Below are 19,668 nucleotides of genomic sequence, written 5' to 3' on the forward strand. Positions count from 1 at the left end.
TTCGCGCCCCATCGCGACACAAGGCCGCTCCTACAGGAAATCGAGATCCCCTGTAGGAGCGGCCTTGTGTCGCGATGGGGCGCGAAGCGGCCCCGGCGATCTTGAATCACTCCTCCGGCCGCAGCCGCAACTCCACCATCAGATCATCCGCCAGGCTCTCCAGCCGCGCCTGCAGATCGTCCAACGACAAGGTCAACGGCAACGCCAGCAACGCATCGGCATGGAACAACGGCTCGCTGCTCATCGGTGCTGGCCGCACCTCGGTGCTCAGGCGCTCCACGTTCACCCCTTGCTCGGCCAGCAAACGGGTGATATCACGGACGATACCCGGCCGGTCGTTACCCACCAGTTCCATTGCGATCGGCTTCCAGGTGCAGGACGGCTCGATCCCGCTTTCGGCAATGAGCACACGGATGCCGTGGTCACCCAGTTTATGCAGCGACTCGACCAGCTCGGCGTAGTTTTCCGCCGGCACCGCCACCCGCAGGATCCCGGCGAACTGCCCGGCCATGCGCGACATACGGCTTTCCAGCCAGTTGCCGTTGTGATCGGCGATGCACTGGGCGATACGTTCGACCTGACCGGCCTTGTCGGGGGCGATCACAGTGAGTACGAGATGGTCCACGGGCCACTCCTTTCGATTCGCTCGGGGCGCGACAACAGGCCGCGAGACAGGGGTCGATTCAGTATAGGCAAGGCGCGGCAACCTGCCGCAGGACAGTCAGGGATCTTGATCGTGTACTGTTTCAAGATTTATCTGGAACAATCCACCTGTTTTTTGCGAACATACCGTCTCCCAGCGTGACCCTATGCGACCAGTTGGTCGCAGAGCGACGCTTTTAGTCTGATGTTCACCTGCCTGCTGCTTCATGTAGTATGCGTCGACGCGGACTACAAAACGTCGTTTCGATGTCTGCCAAGGCGCCTGTGAAAATACGCCAACCGCCCGCCGATCCGTCTGGCGAGCCGCACCCAGCCGCCCCCGAAGTCCGCGGGCATGCACTGGTGCCGTGTTTAGAGAAGCGCTACAGGCTTAATACGATGAGCGAAAGCGAAATAGCTGAGCAGAGGTGAGGCAAGCAATGACTGGATACGTTCAAGTCGGTGGCCTTCAGGTCGCCAAGGCCCTGTATGACTTCGTCAACGACGAAGCGATCCCTGGAACCGGCGTCAAGGCCGATGCGTTCTGGGCCGGGGCGGAAAAAATCATCAACGACCTCGCCCCCAAGAACAAAGCCCTGCTCGCCAAGCGCGACGAGCTGCAAGCCAAGATCGATGCCTGGCACCAGGCACGCAAAGGCCAGGCCCACGACGCCGCAGCCTACAAAGCATTCCTCCAGGAAATCGGTTACCTGCTGCCACAAGCCGACGATTTCCAGGCCACCACGCAGAACGTCGACGAAGAAATCGCCGTCATGGCCGGCCCGCAGCTGGTGGTGCCGGTGATGAACGCGCGCTTCGCCCTGAACGCCGCCAACGCCCGCTGGGGTTCGCTGTACGACGCCCTCTACGGCACCGACGCCATCAGCGATGCGGGCGGCGCCGAGAAAGGCCAGGGCTACAACAAGGTGCGCGGTGACAAGGTCATCGCCTTCGGCCGGGCCTTCCTCGATGAAGCCGCGCCACTGGCAGCCGGCTCCCACGTCGACTCCACCGGCTACCGCATCGAAGGCGGCAAGCTGGTGGTCGCCCTCAAGGGCGGCAGCAACAGCGGCCTGCGTGACGACGCCCAGCTGATCGGTTTCCATGGCGACGCCAAGGCGCCGACCTCCGTGCTGCTCAAGCACAACGGCCTGCATTTCGAGATCCAGGTCGACGCCAGCACCCCGGTCGGCAGCACCGACGCCGCTGGCGTGAAGGACATCCTGATGGAGTCGGCGCTGACCACCATCATGGACTGCGAAGACTCGGTCGCCGCCGTCGACGCCGACGACAAGGTGATCGTCTACCGCAACTGGCTGGGCCTGATGAAAGGCGACCTGGCCGAAAGCGTGACCAAGGGCGAAAAGACCTTCACCCGCACCATGAACCCCGACCGCGAATACGCCGCGCCCAATGGCGGCAGCGTCACCCTGCACGGTCGCTCGCTGCTGTTCGTGCGCAACGTCGGTCACCTGATGACCAACCCGGCGATCCTCGACGCCCAGGGCAACGAGATTCCCGAAGGCATCCAGGACGGTCTGTTCACCAACCTCATCGCCCTGCACAACCTCAACGGCAACACCAGCCGCAAGAACACCCGCAGCGGCAGCGTGTACATCGTCAAGCCGAAGATGCACGGCCCGGAGGAAGTAGCCTTCGCCGCCGAGATCTTCAGCCGCGTCGAAGACCTGCTCGGCATGAAGCGCAACACCGTCAAGGTCGGCATCATGGACGAAGAGCGCCGCACCACGGTCAACCTCAAGTCGTGCATCAAGGCCGCCGCCGAGCGCGTGGTGTTCATCAACACCGGTTTCCTCGACCGCACCGGTGACGAGATCCACACCTCCATGGAAGCCGGCGCCGTGGTGCGCAAGGGCGCCATGAAGCACGAGAAGTGGATCGGCGCCTACGAGAACAACAACGTCGACGTCGGCCTGGCCACTGGCCTGCAAGGTCGCGCGCAGATCGGCAAGGGCATGTGGGCCATGCCCGACCTGATGGCCGCCATGCTCGAGCAGAAGATCGCCCACCCGCTGGCCGGAGCCAACACCGCCTGGGTACCGTCGCCGACCGCCGCCACCCTGCACGCCCTGCACTACCACAAGGTCGATGTGCAGGCGCGTCAGCGCGAGCTGGCTTCGCGCACCCCGGCCTCGGTCGACGACATCCTGACCATTCCGCTGGCCGCCGACACCAACTGGTCGGCCGAGGAGATCCGCAACGAGCTGGACAACAACGCCCAGGGCATCCTCGGCTATGTGGTGCGCTGGATCGACCAGGGCGTGGGTTGCTCGAAGGTGCCGGACATCAACGACGTCGGCCTGATGGAAGACCGCGCCACTTTGCGCATCTCGGCCCAGCTGCTGGCCAACTGGCTGCGCCACGGCGTGGTCACCCAGGAGCAGGTGCTGGAAAGCCTCAAGCGCATGGCCGCGGTGGTCGACAAGCAGAACGCCGGCGACGCCCTGTACCGTCCGATGGCGCCGAACTTCGATGACAACATCGCGTTCCAGGCCGCCGTGGAACTGGTGGTGGAAGGCGCCAAGCAACCGAACGGCTACACCGAGCCGGTGCTGCACCGCCGTCGCCGCGAGTTCAAGGCGCGCAACGGGCTTTAAGCCGCCAGCAACACATCGCGGGGCAAGCCCGCTCCCACGCCGATTGTCACTCGGCGTGGGAGCGGGCTTGCCCCGCGATCGCTTTCAGCCATGACCCATTCTCAATTCACGTCGCACCAACTCCAGGAGCTTCTCCAGGTCCACCGGCTTGAGCAGGAAATCCACCACGCCCAGGTGCATAACGTCCACCGCCTCCTTCACATCGGTGTCGCCCGACACGACGATGATCGACAGCGCCGCCCGCTCCGATTCGCGAATCTGCCGGATCAGGTCCAGCCCATCATCGGGCTGCATACGCAAATCAGTGATCATCAGGGCAATACGCGGCTCGTAATGCAGCTTGAACATCGCCTCCTGGGCGCCATCGGCCTGCATGCTCTCGATCCCCCGGCTTTTCAGGTAAAGGCACAATGCATCCCTGTTCACCGGATTGTCGTCCACCACCAGCACCACGGGCTTCGGTGCGACGGGGGCACTCGCCACGGCCAACGCCTCACGTTCGGCGTCACTCAGAATGTCGTCATGCTCAGCCATGGTCATCTCGTCAGAAAAATCGTGCTCACCCTTGAGACCGTATACCCGCGCAGCCCGGTTCGCCTTTCGTCGGGGCGTTGAGAGCGGTGTCTCTAGACTTACGTCCAATGGGCACCGCAAGGCGGCCAGCCGACCATGGAGGCCGAGAACAACAAAGCCGACCCCTATAGATAGATATATATAGTTCGGCATAGCGATACGGTCAGCTTCATGAGCAAAAAGGACGCCTACCACCTGGCGGGCAGGACAGCAGTGCTGCAAAACATCCAGGGCACCCTGCAGTTCCTGCAGCGTTTCCCGCCCTTCAACCAGATGGAGCACAACCACCTGGCTTTCCTGGTGGAACAATGCCAGCTGCGTTTCTACGCGGCCGGAGAAAGCATCATCAAGCCCGCCGACGGGCCGGTCGAACACTTCTACATCGTCAAGCAGGGGCAAGTGGTCGGCGAGCGTCACCACGTGACCAGGCCAGGTACCGAGACCACCTTCGAGATCACCAGCGGCGAGTGCTTCCCGCTGGCCGCGCTGCTCGGTGAACGGGCCACCCGCACCGAGCACCTGGCCGGCGATGACACGTTCTGCCTGCAACTGAACAAGGCGGCGTTCATCCGCCTGTTCTCGATGTCCGAGGCCTTCCGCGACTTCGCCTTGCGCGGGGTGAGCAGCCTGCTCGACCAGGTCAACCAGCAGGTGCGCCAGCGCGCCGTGGAAACCCTGGGCACCCAGTACTCGCTGAATACACCGCTGGGCGAACTGGCGTTGCGTCATCCGGTGGTCTGCACGGCGGACACGCCCTTGCGCGAAGCCGTGCGGTTGATGCACGAGCAGCAGGTCGGCAGCATCGTCATCATCGATGAGCGGCGGTATCCCATCGGCATCTTCACCCTGCGCGACCTGCGCCAGGTGGTGGCCGACGCCAGCGCCGAGCTGACCGCGCCGGTCGAACGCCATATGACCGCCCGGCCCTTCCACCTCAGTCCTCAGGCCAGCGCCTTCGATGCCGCCATGGCGATGACCGAGCGGCACATTGCCCATGTCTGCCTGGTGGACAACCAGCGCCTGTGCGGGGTGATCTCCGAACGCGACCTGTTTTCCCTGCAGCGTGTCGACCTGGTGCACCTGGCGCGTACCATCCGCCATGCGCCACGCTTGGACACCCTGGTGGCGCTGCGCGGCGAGATCGGCCAGTTGGTCGAGCGCATGCTCGCCCACGGTGCCTCGTCGACGCAGATCACCCAGATCATCACCCTGCTCAACGACCACACCGTGTGCCGGGTGATCGAGCTGGCCATGGCCGAACGCGGCGACCCCGGCGTGCCGTTCAGCTGGCTGTGCTTCGGCAGCGAAGGTCGCCGCGAACAGACACTGCACACCGACCAGGACAACGGCATCCTGTTCGAAGCCCGCGACAGCGTCGAAGCCGATGCCATCCGCGCGAAACTGCTGCCGCTGGCGCAATACATCAACCACAACCTCGCCCAATGCGGCTTCACCCTGTGCAAGGGCAACGTAATGGCCGGCAACCCCGACCTGTGCCTGTCGCGCAGCGAATGGGCACGGCGCTTCGCCGGTTTCGTGCACGAAGCCAGCCCGGAAAACCTGCTGGGTTCGAGCATCTACTTCGACCTGCGCGTGGTCTGGGGCGATGAGCAGGGTTGCGAGCAACTGCGCCAGGCCTTGCTGGAGCAGGTGGCCGACAACCGCATATTCCAGCGCATGCTGGCCGACAACGCCCTGCGCCAGCGCCCACCGTTGGGGCGCCTGCGCGACTTCGTGCTGACCCGCCAGGGCGACGACAAGGCCGCCACCCTGGACCTCAAGGTGCAAGGGCTGACCCCGTTCGTCGACGGCGCCAGGCTGCTGGCCCTGGCCAACGGCATCAAGGCGTGCAACACCCTGGAGCGCCTGCGCCAGCTGGTGGACAAGGGGGTCATCGAGGCGCTGGACGGCGCCGCCTACGAAGAGGCCTATCACTTCATCCAGCAGACCCGCATGCAGCAGCACCAGCGCCAGAGCCGCGACCACCAGCCCTACTCCAATCGGCTCGACCCCGACAGCCTCAACCACCTGGACCGGCGCATCCTGCGCGAGTCCCTGCGCCAGGCCCAGCGCCTGCAGAGCAGTCTCGCCCTGCGGTACCAGCTGTGAACCTGTTCGCCTGGCTGCGGCCCACGGCGCCGGACCTGGCCGATAACCTGCGCCAGCGCCTGGCCGCGCTGCCCGCGCCGGCTCCGCTGGGGGTCTGCACCCTGCGCGAGCAGCGCTGGGTGGTGCTGGATCTGGAAACCAGCGGCCTGAACCTCAACCGCGACCAGGTGCTGTCGATCGGCGCGGTGGCCATCGAGGACGGGGCCATCGACATGGGCCGGCCATTCGAGCGCACGCTGTACCGCCCCGGGCAGAAGACCAATGCCAGCGTGCTGATCCACGGCCTGGGGCCCAGCGCCCTTGCCGCCGGTTGCGATCCCGCCGAGGCGCTGCTCGACCTGATGACGTTCATTGGCGACAGCCCTGTGCTGGCGTTCCATGCCCCGTTCGACCGGCACATGCTGGCCCGGGCTCTCAAGGACAGCCTGGGACTGCGCCTGCAGCATGGGTTTCTCGATGTGGCGGAGCTGGCACCGATGCTCAACCCCGACACCGTGCTGCGCGAAGCCGGGCTGGACGACTGGGTTGCCCGCTTCGGGCTGGAAGTGCAGGCCCGTCACCACGCCAGCGCCGATGCCCAGGTGACCGCCGAGCTGGCGCTGATCCTCTTCAGTCAGGCCCGGCGCCAGCAACTGGACAGTCCGTTGCAGCTGGAGCAGGGGCTGCGTCAGTGGCGGCGACGCAAAGTCCAGAGTCACGGCCTCTGAGCCATACATCGCTCCTGTAGGAGCGGCCTCGTGTCGCGAAAGGGCCGCAAAGCGGCCCCGGCATTATCCGCTTGATGCACTAATCGTGGGGGCGCTTCGCACCCCTTTCGCGACACAAGGCCGCTCCTACAGGAATTGCACATCGCCTGAAGAGAACCGCAAAACGTTTGCTATTGCTGCTGGCAATCCGATAAGCGTCAATTGCGCCCCCACCCTCGCCTCTGCCACAATCGCGAATAATTATCGTTAGTTAACGCATGCTTCCCGGGGGACGCCTTTTGACGTCTGTACGCAGCCCACACACCGAGCTGGTCGGAACGCTGTACCGCGACCATCGCGGCTGGCTGCTGGCCTGGCTGCAACGCAGCACGGCCTGCCGCCAGCGCGCCGAGGACCTGAGCCAGGACACCTTCGTGCGCCTGCTCGGTCGTGAACGCCTGGACGCCCCCCGCGAACCCCGCGCGTTCCTCGTGGCAGTCGCCAAGGGCCTGCTGTTCGACCACTTCCGCCGCGCCGCCCTCGAGCAGGCCTACCTGGCGGAACTGGCCTCGTTGCCCGAGGCCGAGCAACCCTCCCCGGAAATGCAGCACCTGGTCCTCGAAGACCTCAAGGCCATCGACCACCTGCTCGGCAAGCTGTCGAGCAAGGCCCGCGCGGCCTTCCTGCACAACCGCCTGGATGGCCTGGGCCACGCCGAGATCGCCGAGCGCCTGGGCGTTTCGGTATCGCGCGTGCGCCAGTACATCGCCCAGGGCATGCGCCAGTGCTACATCGCCCTGTACGGGCAACCGACATGAACAACGGCCCGGTATCGAGCACGGTGCTGGAAGCGGCCATCGCCTGGAAACTGTGCCTGGACGAAGGCTGCGGCACACCGGACGAGCGCAGTGCCTTCATACGCTGGCACGCCGCCCACGAAGAGCACGCCCGCGCCTGGCGGCAGTTGGGCATGCTCGACCAGCGTGTCAGCACCGCCGCAGGCCCGGTACGCCACGCCCTGTTGCAATCGCGCAGCGGCCTGCGCCAGCGCCTGAGCGGCTTGGGTGGGGGCCTGGCCGGGCTGTTGCTGGTCGGCTGCCTGCTGGTCGGCGCTGGCGTGCCGACCCTGTCGCCGGACTACTGGCTGGCCGACCAGCACACCGGCACGGGCGAAATGCGCACCCTGCGCCTGGAAGACGGCACCTTGCTGAGCCTGAACACCAGGACCGCGGTGGATATCGACTTCCAGGGCGAACAGCGGCTGATCGTGCTGCACCAGGGCGAGATCTCGGTGGAGACCGGCCATGACGACAGCCGCCCGTTGCTGGTGCGCACCGAGGAGGGCCGCCTCAGACCACTGGGCACGCGCTTCCTGGTCAAGCGCGAGGACGCCGGCACACGCCTGGAAGTCTTGCAGTCATCGGTGGCCGCCAAGCCGCAGAACAGCGGTGACGAGCAGGTCCTGCGCGAGGGCCAGCAGGTGCTGATGAGCGCCGATGGCCTGGGCCGGGTCGGATCCGTGGCGGTCGGCAGCGATGCCTGGACCCGCGGCATGCTGGTGGTGGACAACGTGCGCCTGGCCGACCTGGTGGCCGCGCTCGGCCAGTACCGCAGCGGCCACCTGGGTGTCAGCGACGAAGTCGCCGACCTGCGCGTGAGCGGCAGCTTCCCGCTGACCGACACCGACCTGGCCCTGGCCTCGCTGCAACCGGCGCTACCGGTGAAGATCGAGCGGCATACGCCGTGGTGGGTCACCGTCGAGGCAGCTGCAAGAAACTAGCTGCAAGCTGCAAGCTGCAAGCTGCAAGCAAAAGCAAAAGCAAAAGCAAAAGCCATCCGTACCGACCTGCTTTTACTTGAAGCTTGCAGCTTGCAGCTTGCAACTTTTTTCAAAGCCCCCCTGTCACTTTCCCAATCTCGCTCGGCAAGGAAGCAGTCAGCACTATTTCGTCGAGGAGCCGCTGCATGTCCCGTGCCGTTGATGCTTTGCTTCGCCCCAGCCTGATGGCCCTGGCCATCGGCCTGGCCACCCCGTTGGCCAGCCCCGCCCTGTTCGCCGCCGAACAGTCCGCCATGCGTGCCTATGATCTGCCCAGCGCGCCGCTGGCCAGCACCCTGAACCAGATCGCCAGCCAGGCCGGCATCGCCCTGGCGCTGGATCCGGCCTTGGTCAGCGGACGCAACTCGGCACCGGTCAGTGGCCAGTACGACGCTGTCGGCGCCCTGCAGGCCGCCCTGCGCGGTACTGGTCTGCAGCTGCAGCAGAGCAGCGCCGGCAGCTACAGCCTGGTAGCCACGGCCGAGGGCAGCCTCGCGCTGCCGGAAACCAACATCAACGCCAACAGCAGTTACGAAAGCGCCTGGGGACCGGTCGAGGGCTACACCGCCAAACGCACAGCCGCCGGTACCAAGACCGACACTGCGCTGGTGGAAGTCCCACGCTCCATTTCCGTGGCCACCCGCCAGCAGATGAGCGACCGCGGCGTGCAAAGCCTGGATGACGCGGTGAAGTACATGCCGGGCATCGTCTCGGCCAGTTTCGGCAGCGACACCCGCTATGACTGGATGCGCGTGCGCGGCTTCGAGCCGACCCAGTTCCTCGACGGCCTGCCCCTGCCCCGCGGTGTGTATGCCAACCCGAAAGCCGAAACCTGGAACCTCGACCGCCTTGCGCTGCTGCGTGGCCCGGCCTCGTCGGTGTATGGCCAAACCCCGCCCGGCGGTCTGCTGGACATGGTCAGCCGCCGCCCCCAGGCCGAGAGCAGCCACGAGATCCAACTGCAGTACGGCAGCGACAACCACCGCCAGATCAACTTCGCCAGCACCGGCAAGATCGATGAGCAGGGCCAGTTCCTCTATGGCGTCAGCGGCGTGGTGCGCGACAGCGGCACGCAGATCGACCACATGGACAACAAGCGCTACAACATCGCCCCGAGCCTGACCTGGAACATCGACGAAGACACCTCGCTGACCTTCCTCAGCCAGTTCACTCGGGACGACACCGGCGCCACCAGCCAGTTCTACCCGATACAAGGCACCAAGATCGACATGCCGTTCGGCAAGGTCTCCCGCCACAAGAACCTGGGCGACCCGGATTACGAATACTACGACCGCACCTATTACGCGCTGGGTTATGCCTTCGAACATCGTTTCAACGATGTCTGGCAGTTCCGCCAGAACCTGCGTTACACCAAGAGCGAGTTGTCGTTCCAGACGCTCACGGTCGGTAGCTACTACCAACCTGGTGGCCCTGTGGATAACCAGGGCAACGCCAGCCGCATGTCCACCAACGTCGATGAGGACATCAGCCAGTTCGCGCTCGACAACAACTTCCAGGCCGACTTCGCCACAGGCGATATCAGCCACACCGTGCTGATCGGCCTGGACCACCAGCGCAGCGAGTCCGACTTCCTCTCCATCTATGGCTTCAACGTGCCGTCCACCAACGTCAACAACCCGGTGTATGGCTTGCCGATCACCCGTCCGGACCGCGCTTCGGCCTATCTGGACTACAACCAGAAAACCGTCCAGACCGGGCTCTACATCCAGGACCAGATGGCGCTCGACAAATGGCGCCTGACCCTGGGCGGGCGTGAGGACTGGGTGCATACCGGCACCACGTTCCTCAACAAGGGCAATGCCACCAACACTCAGCGCGACAAGCAGTTCAGCGGCAATGCGGCGCTCAGCTACGTGTTCGACTCGGGCTTTGTACCGTACCTGTCCTACGCCGAGTCCTTCCAGCCAAGCAGCGGTTCGAGCGCTGACATCGAGAAATCGTTCAAGCCAACCGAAGGCCAGCAATGGGAGCTGGGGGTCAAGTATCAACCGCCTGGCTCCAACACCTTGCTGTCGGCGGCAGTGTACGACCTCAAACAGAAGAACGTGACCGTCACCAACAATGTGGCTGGGGTGCCCGTCTCCAGCCAGACCGGCGAGGTCAAGGTCCACGGCCTGGAGCTGGAAGCCGTCTCCGACGTCACCGACAACCTGAAAGTGATCGCCGCCTACACCCTGGCCAAGTCCGAAGTGCAGAAAGGGCTGTACAAAGGCAACCGCCTGCAACAGATGCCCAACCAGCAGGCCTCGCTGTGGGCCGACTACACCTGGCATACCGGTGTGCTTGACGGCTTCGGCATTGGCCTGGGCGCACGTTACACCGGCAACCGCTACGGTGACGAAGCCAACACCTGGCTCGGCAAGAGCAAGGCCTACACTGTGTTCGACGCCGCCGTGCACTACGATCTGGGCCGCCTGGACAACAGCCTCAAGGGCGCCTCGGTGGCGGTCAACGCCAGCAACCTGCTGAACAAGGACTACCTGTCCACCTGCGACGGGTATTACTGCTACTACGGGGACCAACGCAGCGTTGTCGCCAGCGCCACCTACAAGTTCTGAGTGACGGGGCCGCCTTGCGGCCCATTCGCGGGCAAGCCCGCTCCCACAGGGAAAGCGCCGATCTCAGGATATGCGCATTTCCTGTGGGAGCGGGCTTGCCCGCGAATGGGCCGCACGGCAGCCGCTCGATCCTTCAGGCAAAGACGGAACCGTGATGAAAAGCCAAACCATCCGCCGCTGGTCAGCGATCCACACCTGGAGCAGCCTCGTCTGCACGCTGTTCCTGTTGCTGCTCGCCCTCACCGGCCTGCCGCTGATCTTCCACCATGAACTGGAGCACCTGCTGGGCGACGCGCCGGAGCTGCGCGAGATGCCCGCCGACACCCCGCACCTGGACCTGCAGCAGCTGGTGCTCAAGGCCGAACAGCACCGCCCCGGCGAGGTGATGCAGTACTTCGGCTATGAAGACGACGAGCCCAACGGCGTGGTGGCGATCATGGCCGCCACCGCCGGCACCCATCCCGACGATTCGCACACCTTCATGCTCGATGCGCGCACCGGCGAGGCGGTGGCCATGCCAGCGGCCAACGGCGGCTTCATGATGCTGATGCTGCGCCTGCACGTGGACATGTTCGCCGGGCTGCCCGGCAAGCTGCTGCTGGCGTTCATGGGGGTGCTGTTCATTGTCGCCATCGTCTCCGGCACCGTGCTCTACGCGCCGTTCATGCGTCGTCTGCGTTTCGCCACGGTCCGCCACGACAAGTCGCGGCGCCTGCGCTGGCTGGACCTGCACAACCTGATCGGCGTGGTCACCCTGACCTGGGCCCTGGTGGTCGGCGTCACCGGGGTGATCAGCGCCCTGTCCGACCTGGTCATCGCCGCCTGGCGCAACGACAGCCTGGCGGCCATGGTCGCGCCGTATCGCGACGCCCCGCCGCTCACCGAGCGCGCCCCGGCCACCGAGCTGCTGCGCATCGCCGAGCAGGCGGCACCGGGCATGCGCCCGGACTTCATCGCCTTCCCTGGCACGCGCTTCTCCAGCGAGCACCACTATGCGGTGTTCATGAATGGTGCCACGAACCTGACCTCGCACCTGTTCACGCCGATCCTGATCGACGCGCGCACCCTGGAGGTGACCGCCGTGGGCGAACGCCCCTGGTACATGGACGCCATGGGCCTGTCGCAACCCCTGCATTTCGGTGACTACGGCGGCCGACCGATGCAGATCCTCTGGGCCGTGCTCGATGTGCTGACCATCATCGTGCTCGGCAGCGGGCTGTACCTGTGGTGGGGCAAGCAACGCAAGCCGCGGGAGGTGCGGGCATGAGCCACAAATCGCAAAGCACCCGCAGGATCTTCGCCTGGCCGGCGTTGATCGCCGTGCTCAGTGCGGCCGGGCTGTTTGCCGCACTGCTCGGGGATGGGGTGTGGGATGTGCTGGCCTGGGTGGGGCTGGGCCTTTCAGCTGGCCTGGGCCTGAGTGGGTTCTGGCGGCGCTAGGCAGCTCTCATGGAACTGCGCATGACTAAATTGATTTAGCAGGGACCTGTAGGAGCGGCCTCGTGCCGCGAAAGGGCTGCAAAGCAGCCCCGGCGATCTTTGCATCAACGCTGAAATCCTGGGGCCGCTGCGCAGCCCTTTCGCGACACAAGGCCGCTCCTACAAACCGATCGTTCAATCAGCCAAGCGCGGCAACACCTGGTCCAGCCGCTGGTGCAGCGCGCTGCTGCTTGGCCAGTTGCGCAGCAACCTTGCCCGATCACGGGCAAAAGCGGGAGCGAAGCTGAGCTGGGTGGCGTGCTGGCACATGGCATCCAGGTCGATCAACGACCACTCCCCGTTCTGCCAGAACAGGTTGTGCCCCTTGAAATCGCCATGGCTGATGCGCTCGCGGATCAGCTGCTGCATCACCCGCACCAGTGCCTCGACCTGCTCGTCAGGCGCCTCGCCGCTTTGCACGAAGGGCGCGAAGCATTCGATCAGGTCCGGTCCATCGGCATACTCGGTCACCAGGTAGGCCGTGCTGCGCAGGCCCATCACCCGTTGCTCGAGCACCGCCAGCGGTCGTGGCGTGGCGATGTCGAGAAATTCCAGGCGATGGCCCTCGATCCACGAATGCCAGGCCCGGCTCGGACGCCAGAAACGCTTGAACCAGTGGGCGGTGTTCTTGATGTTGTAGCGCTTGAGCACCAGTTTGCGCCCACCGACCTCGATACGCGCCACGCTGGCCGCGCCACCGGTCTTGTACAGGTGGCCCTGGTCGATCAGCGCATCGGCCTGTTCCAGCACCGGCCGCAGCGCCTCGACCTCGCCACGGCGGATCGCCCGCAGCCCGGCAAGACTGCGCTCGACGCTGAACAGCGTGCACTCGCGCCCGGCCTTGTCCAGGTAGTCCTTCAGCCGCCAAGCGCGCACCTTGTCCACCTGCTTCTGCAGCGCCTCCAGTGGCAGCGCATGCTCGGCGTTGGCCAGCACGTAGTGCACCAGCGCCTCTTCGATGAAGGGCTCCAGGCGCTTGGGCAACTGGGCGAAGAACACCCCGAGGTTTTCCAGCACGCGCTGGCGCGACAGCTGCTGACCGGGCGTCTCGGCCTTGATGCCGGCGCCATCGATCAGGTACAGCTGGCCGTCCTGGCGCAGCAGGTTGTCCAGGTGCAGGTCTTCCTGCCACAGGCCCTTGGCATGCATTTGCGCCACCGCGGTCAGCGCCTCGCCCAGCACCTGGTGCTGCTCGTCGGCGAGCATCGGCAGGTGCTCCACCCTGGCCCAGGCATCGCCCAGGCTTTCGGCATGGTCGAGGTACTCGAACAGCAGCCAACCGCCCTCGCCATCCTTCAGGCCATCGGCCAACAGGCGTGGGGTGGTCAGGCCCTGCTCGGCCATCAGTCGAGCGCCGTCCCGTTCACGCTGGAAGTGACGGGCGGCATTGGCGCCGACCAGCAGCTTGGCCAGCACCTTGGTCCCACGCCAGATACCGGCGCCGACATAACGCTGCCCCGGCAGCACGCGCAGCAGGCTGAGCAGCTGCAGGTCGGCGCTACCGGCGGCGTCGGCGAGGGTGACGGTCAGGGGCAATGCCGGGCTACGCCCGGCGTCCTTGAGTTCAGACAGGCGCATCAGCGGGCCTCTTTGTGGCGACGGCGTTGCGTCAGGCGTTGCAGCCAGGTGGATACCAGCGCGCTGCTGGCCGGTTGCTCCAGGTAGGCGGCCAGCAGCACGCGCACGTCCGCCTCGTCCCAGGCCCGGGCCCGCCGCAGCAGCGGCTCCAGGTCCTTGACCCGGTCACGCATGCCGAACAACAGCGGTCGGGTCTTCTCCAGGTCGATCAGCTGAGCCTGCCAACCCTCGCGACGTTCGCGCAGGAAGATGTGCTTGGGATAGAAACAGCCGTGCATCTGCCCGGCGCCGTGCAGGGTCCGGGCCAGCTGGCCGCAGGCCTGGAGAATGCCCTGGCGCTGCTCGACAGGCAGTTGCTGCCAGCGACCCAGCCATTGTTCCAGGTCGGTCCACTCGTCCAGTGCCCGGGTCATCAGGATCGCCCGGTGCTGGCCACCCTGCTTGCGCTCGCCGTAGAACACCGCCTGCAAGGCCGGGATATCGAGCTTCTGGTAACGGCTGATGTTGCGAAACTCGCGAGCGAAGGTCGGCTCGCCGAAGGGCCGCTGCAGGCTGCGGGTGAAGTAGTCGCTCTGGCGCTTGAGGTAGTAGCCCTTGCCCTCCAGCTCCAGGCGGAATACGCTGCTCCAGCCGCCACGACCGGTGTTGGGCTCGTCGACGGCGTCCAGCTGCAGGGCCCAGAGCGCCTCGAAATCGCCCAGGCCGTGACGTTGCAGCAGCGCCTGATCGGCGCTGGCCAGGTAATCGGTCATTCCCTTCCCTCGAAAAAGCTCAGCACCTGGCGGATGCGCTTCTTGTCACGCGCGTGCAAGCGCGCGTGCCCGCGATAGCGCAGGTAGAAGCGCAGGCGCTGGGTCGCCGACAGGTGATACTTGGCAACCTTGTCCAGGCACGCCAGATCCTTGATCAGCCGGTGGCGCAGCATGAAGCCGCGCCAGAAATCGCCGGTCGGGCAGTCGATGAAGAATAGCGTGCCTTCGTCGTCCACCAGCAGGTTGCGCCATTTCAGGTCGTTGTGGGCAAAGTGGTGATCGTGCATCACCCGGGTATGCCGGGCCAGCTGGCGGCTGACATGGTCGACCCAGGCCGCATCGCGCAGGCGCGGGTCATTGCGCTCGGCCAGGGCCGAAAGGTCTTCGGTACGCGGCAGCTCGCGGGTGATCATCGCCCCACGGCCAAAAGCCAGACCCTGGCGCTCCAGGCCCCAGGCGACCACATCGGCGGTGGGAATGCCCCACTTGGCGAACTGCTTGAGGTTCTGCCATTCGGCCTTGACCCGTGGCCGGCCCAGGTAGCGGCGCATGTGCTTGCCGGCGCCGGTGTAGCGTTTGACGTAATAGTTGACCCCGTCGCGCTCGATGCGGATGACCTCGCTCAGCGGGTCACGGGTCAGGCGCTCGCCCGTGATGGCGAACACCGCATCGAGGCTGCCGAAGTCGGCGGCCAGGTGCGCGTACTCCGGCGCCAGGTTCCAGCTCGCCATCAGAGTGCGTCCCCGTAACGTTGCTTGCGGTCGTAGAGTTTCTGCGCCTTGCGCTCCAGCCAGGCGAGCAGCGCGGCCTCGTCCTGGAGCACCTGGCGCAGCGGGCGCTGGAAGTAGCCGCGCAGGAAGCGCAGCTTGTCGCGCCGGGTCAGGCCGATGTCCAGGGCCGAGAAGTACAGGGCGGCCAGGTCCTTGTCGCGCCAGCGGCGGCTGATCCTGGCCCGGGTCTGGGCGCGGTGCAGGTCGATCACCGACAGCTTGAAATCATCCGCCGTCACCGGACGGTCGGTGTGCAGCAGGAAGTGGCAGATATAGCAGTCGCGGTGATTGACCCCGGCGCGGTGCATGCCACCGGTCATCTTCGCCACTTCGGCGATCAGCGCGCGTTTCAGGCGCGGCTCGGGTGGCTGCTTGACCCAGTCGAGGCTGAAATCTTCCAGGCTGATGGTCGGCGCCAGTTCCTCGGTGATGATGAACGAGTGCTGGGTGGCCGGGTTGCCGCCACGCTCGCCGTAGGCGACCGCAGTCATGGTCGGCACGCCGACTTCATGCAGGCGCTGGATGGCCTGCCACTCCTGGCCCGCGCCAAGCACCGGCAGCTTGGCGCTGAACAGGTTCTTGAAGATCTCGCCCCAGCCGATGCCCCGGTGGATCTTGACGAAGAAGCCCGCGCCATCGACCTCGGTGCGCAGCGTGCGGCGGCCTTCAAGCTCGCGGTACACCTCGCCCTGCAGGCCCTCGACGGCCTCGAAGGGGTCGCGCCCGGCCCACAGGCGCTTGAACGGTTCGGCCAGTATCAGCTTCATGCGGTCTCCTGACCAAGGATCACGTCGGCGGCATGCTGCGGCATGCTGTACAGGTCGGCGGTCTCGGCAAAGGCCACGCCGTTGCGCGACCAGGCCGCGCGGGCCCCGGCGTCTTCGAGCATGCGTTGCAGGTAGTGGTTGAGCTGGTCCTGTTCGAACGGCTCGTCCAGCACCAGGCCGCTGTCGGCCTCGGCGATGTAGTGGGCATAGCCGCAGACCTTGGACACCAGCACCGGCAGGCCGGCGACCAGCGCTTCGAGCAGCACGGTGCCGGTGTTCTCGTTGTAGGCCGGGTGGATCAGCAGGTCGGCGCCGAGCAGGAAGCGCGGAATATCGCTGCGCCCCTTGAGGAACTGTACCTGGTCGCCCAGGCCCAGGGCCGTGCTCTGCACCTGGAACAGCTTGGGGTCGTCCTGGCCGATGACCATCAGCCTGGTGCGCTTGCGCAGTGCCGAGGGCAATGCCGCCAGGGCCTTGAGGCTGCGATCCACGCCCTTGGTCTTGAAGCCCGAGCCGATCTGCACCAGCAGCAGCTCATCGTCGGCCAGGCCGAACTCCTTGCGAAAATCGGCGCGAATGGCATCGGCGTCGGCGGGGCGCCGGCGATCCTGGGAAATGCCCGGCGGCAGCAAGTGGAAACGTGCCTCGGGGGTGTCGTAGTGCTTGATGAACAGCGGCTGCTGCACCTCGGAGATCATCAGGATCTCGGTGTGTGCGTCCCTGGCGAACACCGCCCGCTCGTACTCGGCGAAATGGCGGTAGCGGCCCCAGCGACGGTACAGGCCGCCGCGCAGGGTCTGGGCCTTGTCCTCGAAGCAGCCGTCGGCGGCATAGTAGACATCCAGACCAGGCATCTTGTTGAAGCCGATCAGGCGATCGACCGGGCGCTTGGCCAGGTCGGCGGCCATCCAGGCACTAAGCTTCTCGTTGCGGCGATGGTTGAACAGCGCCTTGACCGGCGCCACCAGCACCTCGAAGCCCGGTGGAATGTCGCCTTCCCAGATCAGCGTGTACACGCGGATCTGGTGTCCCCGTTTCTGGCACTCGAGGGCGATGCGCATGAAGTCGCGCTGCAGCCCGCCAAAGGGGAAATACTTGTAGAGCACAAAAGCCAGTTGCATCAACGAACATCCTCAGCCAGCAGCAGCGCGCTCAAGCGGCCCGCCACATGCTCGGGATTCAGGCGAGTGAAGCACAGCGGCCACTCGCGTTTGAGATCGAACCGGCGCAGGTCCTCGGCGCTCGGTTTGTAGGTGCACTTCTTCTGCAGGCACGGGGCGCAGGGGAAGTCGCTCGCCTGGTGGATCTGGGCGCGTCCGTAGGCACCGGTCAGACCAGGGTTGGTGGGGCCGAACAGCGAGATGGTCGGCACATCCAGGGCGGCGGCCAGGTGGCCCAGGCCGGTATCCACCGCCACGCAGGCCTTGGCCGCCGCCAGCACGCGGGCCACACCCGCCAGGTTCAACTTGGGCAGCACCTGGCAATTGTTCAAGCCTTGGGCAATGCGTTCGGCGCGGGCCTTCTCCGCCGGGTTGCCCCACGGCAGCATCACTTGCAGCTTGCGTCGGCCCATGCGCTCGGCCAGCTCGCGCCAGTAGGCTTCGGGCCAGTGCTTGGTGGCCCAGGTGGTGCCGTGCAGGAACACCACGTAGGGCGCGGCAGGCGGCAGTTGCAGGCGGTTGAGGTCGAGGCCGTAGTTGCCCAGCCCTTCCGGCAGGTCGTAGGCCAGGGCCATGGCGAACAGCTGGCGCACACGCTCCACGGCATGCTGGCCGACGGCGACCGACAGGCGCCGGTCATAGAAGCGACTGGCCAGGCCCTCGCGCGCCGAATAGCGATCCAGGCCGGCCACCGGCGCCTTCACGTAGCGGGTCAGCCAGGCCGACTTGACCAGGCCCTGGGCGTCGATCACCAGGTCGTACCTGTGCTCGCGCAGGCGCTGTTTGAAGGCCTTCCACTCACCGCTCTTGAGCGTCTGCCAGAGGTTCTTGCGCCAGCGGCGGATCGCCACCGGAATCACCTGGTCGACCGCGGGGTGCCAGCTGGGGATCTCGGCGAAACCCTCTTCCACCACCCAGTCGAAACGAATGCCGGGAATGGCATGGGCGGCATCGGTCAGCGCCGGCAGGGTGTGGATGACGTCGCCCAGCGACGACGTCTTGATGATCAGTACCCGCACTCAGTCGACCTCGGCCACGGTGTCGATCAGGCTCGGCCCGTCGAGGCTGTGCAGGGCGGCGATGACTTTCTCCGGTTCCAGCAGGCGCAGGCAGTTGTAGTGGCCGAAGCGGCAGGTGCGCTCGAAGCATGGGCTGCACTCGATGCCGGTGCGCACCACTTCCACCTGTTCGGCCAGCGGCGGGGTGAAGCCCGGCGAAGTCGAACCGTACACCGCCACCAGCGGGCGATTGAGCGCGGCGGCCACGTGCATCAGCCCCGAATCGTTGGAGACCACCGCACTGGCGCAGGACATCAGGTCGATGGCATCGGCCAGGGAGGTTTCGCCGGCCAGGTTGCACGACTCCTCGCGCAGGCCCGGGATCAGGCGCTCGCGAATCTGCTCGCCGACCGGGTGATCGTTCTTCGAACCGAACAGCCAGACCTGCCAGCCCTGGCGGATCATCGCATCGGCAACGCTGGCGTAGTGCTCGGCCGGCCAGCGCTTGGCCTCGCCAAACTCGGCGCCAGGGCACAGGGCCAGCACCGGGCGGTCCAGCTCCAGGCCGAACTTGGCCAGGGCGGCGTCGCGGCTCGCGGTCTCGATCTGCAGGCTAGGGCGCGGATACGGTTTGGGCAACTCGGCGTCCGGCGCGTAGGCCAGGGCCATGAAGCGCTCGATCATCAGCGGATAGCGGGCCTTGTCCAGCTTGCGCACGTCGTTGAGCAGCAGGTAGCGCATCTCGCCACGCCAGCCGGTGCGCTTGGGGATGCCGGCGAAGTACGGCACCAGCGCCGACTTGAGCGAGTTGGGCAGCAGGATCGCCTGGTCGTACTGGCCGGCCAGCGACTTGCCGATGCGCCGGCGCGTGGCCAGCTCCAGCGCGCCGTGGCCGAGCGGGAAGCTCAAGGCCTGGCGCACCTCGGGCATGCGTTCGAGGATCGGGCGGCTCCACTCGGGCGCCAGCACGTCGATCACGCAGTCGGGGTGCTGCTGTTTGAGGCACTGGAACAGGGTCTGCGCCATCACCATGTCGCCGACCCAGCTGGGGCCAATGATCAGTATTCTCATGCGTTATCCAGAAACATTCGGGGAGGCTGCAGGCTGCGCTACAACCTGGCCTCCCCTCTTTATATTC

General features: G+C 65.7%; 17 protein-coding genes. 8 read left to right on the forward strand and 9 right to left on the reverse strand.

Annotated features, from left to right (window positions below; translation table 11 throughout):
• Window positions 1-106: 106 nt before the first annotated feature.
• Entirely contained in the window at window positions 107-625 is a 519-nt protein-coding gene (locus N5D48_RS11005) for an ACT domain-containing protein (RefSeq protein WP_279884028.1), read from the reverse strand.
• Between the two features lie 457 nt (window positions 626-1,082).
• On the opposite strand from N5D48_RS11005, the gene N5D48_RS11010 reads away from it, so the two are divergent.
• Window positions 1,083-3,260 (forward strand): malate synthase G, encoded by a 2,178-nt coding sequence (locus N5D48_RS11010; protein WP_279884030.1) that lies wholly within the window; start codon window positions 1,083-1,085, stop codon window positions 3,258-3,260.
• Between the two features lie 84 nt (window positions 3,261-3,344).
• Here N5D48_RS11010 and N5D48_RS11015 read toward each other — a convergent pair whose 3' ends face one another.
• Window positions 3,345-3,794, reverse strand: a complete 450-nt coding sequence (locus N5D48_RS11015) for a response regulator (RefSeq protein WP_279884032.1) — start codon at window positions 3,792-3,794, stop codon at window positions 3,345-3,347.
• Between the two features lie 210 nt (window positions 3,795-4,004).
• Here N5D48_RS11015 and N5D48_RS11020 point away from each other — a divergent pair, with 210 nt between their 5' ends.
• From N5D48_RS11020 to N5D48_RS11050, 7 genes are all read left to right on the forward strand, one after another.
• On the forward strand, window positions 4,005-5,942 hold the full coding sequence (locus tag N5D48_RS11020; RefSeq protein ID WP_279884033.1) for a putative nucleotidyltransferase substrate binding domain-containing protein: 1,938 nt from the start codon (window positions 4,005-4,007) through the stop codon (window positions 5,940-5,942).
• Complete coding sequence (locus N5D48_RS11025; protein WP_279884035.1) at window positions 5,939-6,649, forward strand: 3'-5' exonuclease; 711 nt, start codon at window positions 5,939-5,941, stop codon at window positions 6,647-6,649. Before N5D48_RS11020 ends, N5D48_RS11025 begins: the two co-directional genes overlap by 4 nt.
• Window positions 6,650-6,906: 257 nt before the next feature.
• A complete protein-coding gene (locus N5D48_RS11030) occupies window positions 6,907-7,446 on the forward strand; it encodes an RNA polymerase sigma factor (protein WP_279884037.1) in 540 nt (179 codons plus the stop codon).
• Window positions 7,443-8,408, forward strand: coding sequence for a FecR family protein (locus N5D48_RS11035; protein ID WP_279884039.1), 966 nt, complete (start codon window positions 7,443-7,445; stop codon window positions 8,406-8,408). Before N5D48_RS11030 ends, N5D48_RS11035 begins: the two co-directional genes overlap by 4 nt.
• Window positions 8,409-8,593: 185 nt before the next feature.
• Window positions 8,594-11,026, forward strand: coding sequence for a TonB-dependent siderophore receptor (locus N5D48_RS11040; RefSeq protein WP_279884041.1), 2,433 nt, complete (start codon window positions 8,594-8,596; stop codon window positions 11,024-11,026).
• Between the two features lie 154 nt (window positions 11,027-11,180).
• On the forward strand, window positions 11,181-12,293 hold the full coding sequence (locus tag N5D48_RS11045; RefSeq protein ID WP_279884043.1) for a PepSY-associated TM helix domain-containing protein: 1,113 nt from the start codon (window positions 11,181-11,183) through the stop codon (window positions 12,291-12,293).
• Window positions 12,290-12,466 (forward strand): hypothetical protein, encoded by a 177-nt coding sequence (locus N5D48_RS11050; protein ID WP_198742816.1) that lies wholly within the window; start codon window positions 12,290-12,292, stop codon window positions 12,464-12,466. Before N5D48_RS11045 ends, N5D48_RS11050 begins: the two co-directional genes overlap by 4 nt.
• Before the next feature lie 174 nt (window positions 12,467-12,640).
• Here N5D48_RS11050 and N5D48_RS11055 read toward each other — a convergent pair whose 3' ends face one another.
• Genes N5D48_RS11055 through waaF form a run of 7 tightly spaced genes read right to left on the reverse strand, consistent with a single transcriptional unit; the run spans window position 12,641 to window position 19,601 of the window.
• A complete protein-coding gene (locus N5D48_RS11055) occupies window positions 12,641-14,083 on the reverse strand; it encodes a lipopolysaccharide kinase InaA family protein (protein ID WP_279884045.1) in 1,443 nt (480 codons plus the stop codon).
• The gene (locus N5D48_RS11060) at window positions 14,083-14,835 is read right to left on the reverse strand and encodes a lipopolysaccharide kinase InaA family protein (protein ID WP_279884046.1); all 753 of its coding nucleotides are present in this window, start codon (window positions 14,833-14,835) and stop codon (window positions 14,083-14,085) included. Before N5D48_RS11060 ends, N5D48_RS11055 begins: the two co-directional genes overlap by 1 nt.
• The gene (locus N5D48_RS11065; protein ID WP_279884047.1) at window positions 14,832-15,566 is read right to left on the reverse strand and encodes a lipopolysaccharide kinase InaA family protein; all 735 of its coding nucleotides are present in this window, start codon (window positions 15,564-15,566) and stop codon (window positions 14,832-14,834) included. The genes N5D48_RS11060 and N5D48_RS11065 overlap by 4 nt, the downstream gene beginning before the upstream one ends.
• On the reverse strand, window positions 15,566-16,372 hold the full coding sequence (gene rfaP, locus N5D48_RS11070) for a lipopolysaccharide core heptose(I) kinase RfaP (RefSeq protein WP_279884049.1): 807 nt from the start codon (window positions 16,370-16,372) through the stop codon (window positions 15,566-15,568). Before rfaP ends, N5D48_RS11065 begins: the two co-directional genes overlap by 1 nt.
• Complete coding sequence (locus N5D48_RS11075) at window positions 16,369-17,493, reverse strand: glycosyltransferase family 4 protein (protein WP_279884051.1); 1,125 nt, start codon at window positions 17,491-17,493, stop codon at window positions 16,369-16,371. Before N5D48_RS11075 ends, rfaP begins: the two co-directional genes overlap by 4 nt.
• Window positions 17,493-18,551: a lipopolysaccharide heptosyltransferase I gene (gene waaC / locus N5D48_RS11080; protein ID WP_279884053.1), complete on the reverse strand. Its 1,059-nt coding sequence runs from the start codon at window positions 18,549-18,551 to the stop codon at window positions 17,493-17,495. Before waaC ends, N5D48_RS11075 begins: the two co-directional genes overlap by 1 nt.
• Window positions 18,552-19,601, reverse strand: coding sequence for a lipopolysaccharide heptosyltransferase II (waaF, locus tag N5D48_RS11085; RefSeq protein ID WP_279884054.1), 1,050 nt, complete (start codon window positions 19,599-19,601; stop codon window positions 18,552-18,554).
• Window positions 19,602-19,668 lie beyond the last annotated feature (67 nt).

Origin of the sequence: Pseudomonas sp. GD03858 (assembly GCF_029840925.1) — a bacterium.
Lineage (GTDB): Bacteria > Pseudomonadota > Gammaproteobacteria > Pseudomonadales > Pseudomonadaceae > Aquipseudomonas.

Excerpts from the sequence above, each read along its gene's own strand:
- N5D48_RS11010 (WP_279884030.1), top strand. The coding sequence starts at position 1,083 with ATGACTGGATACGTTCAAGTCGGTGGCCTTCAGGTCGCCAAGGCCCTG.
- N5D48_RS11015 (WP_279884032.1), bottom strand. The coding sequence starts at position 3,794 with ATGGCTGAGCATGACGACATTCTGAGTGACGCCGAACGTGAGGCGTTG.
- N5D48_RS11020 (WP_279884033.1), top strand. The coding sequence starts at position 4,005 with ATGAGCAAAAAGGACGCCTACCACCTGGCGGGCAGGACAGCAGTGCTG.
- N5D48_RS11030 (WP_279884037.1), top strand. The coding sequence starts at position 6,907 with ATGCTTCCCGGGGGACGCCTTTTGACGTCTGTACGCAGCCCACACACC.
- N5D48_RS11035 (WP_279884039.1), top strand. The coding sequence starts at position 7,443 with ATGAACAACGGCCCGGTATCGAGCACGGTGCTGGAAGCGGCCATCGCC.
- N5D48_RS11040 (WP_279884041.1), top strand. The coding sequence starts at position 8,594 with ATGTCCCGTGCCGTTGATGCTTTGCTTCGCCCCAGCCTGATGGCCCTG.
- N5D48_RS11045 (WP_279884043.1), top strand. The coding sequence starts at position 11,181 with ATGAAAAGCCAAACCATCCGCCGCTGGTCAGCGATCCACACCTGGAGC.
- N5D48_RS11050 (WP_198742816.1), top strand. The coding sequence starts at position 12,290 with ATGAGCCACAAATCGCAAAGCACCCGCAGGATCTTCGCCTGGCCGGCG.
- N5D48_RS11055 (WP_279884045.1), bottom strand. The coding sequence starts at position 14,083 with ATGCGCCTGTCTGAACTCAAGGACGCCGGGCGTAGCCCGGCATTGCCC.
- N5D48_RS11060 (WP_279884046.1), bottom strand. The coding sequence starts at position 14,835 with ATGACCGATTACCTGGCCAGCGCCGATCAGGCGCTGCTGCAACGTCAC.
- N5D48_RS11065 (WP_279884047.1), bottom strand. The coding sequence starts at position 15,566 with ATGGCGAGCTGGAACCTGGCGCCGGAGTACGCGCACCTGGCCGCCGAC.
- rfaP (WP_279884049.1), bottom strand. The coding sequence starts at position 16,372 with ATGAAGCTGATACTGGCCGAACCGTTCAAGCGCCTGTGGGCCGGGCGC.
- N5D48_RS11075 (WP_279884051.1), bottom strand. The coding sequence starts at position 17,493 with ATGCAACTGGCTTTTGTGCTCTACAAGTATTTCCCCTTTGGCGGGCTG.
- waaF (WP_279884054.1), bottom strand. The coding sequence starts at position 19,601 with ATGAGAATACTGATCATTGGCCCCAGCTGGGTCGGCGACATGGTGATG.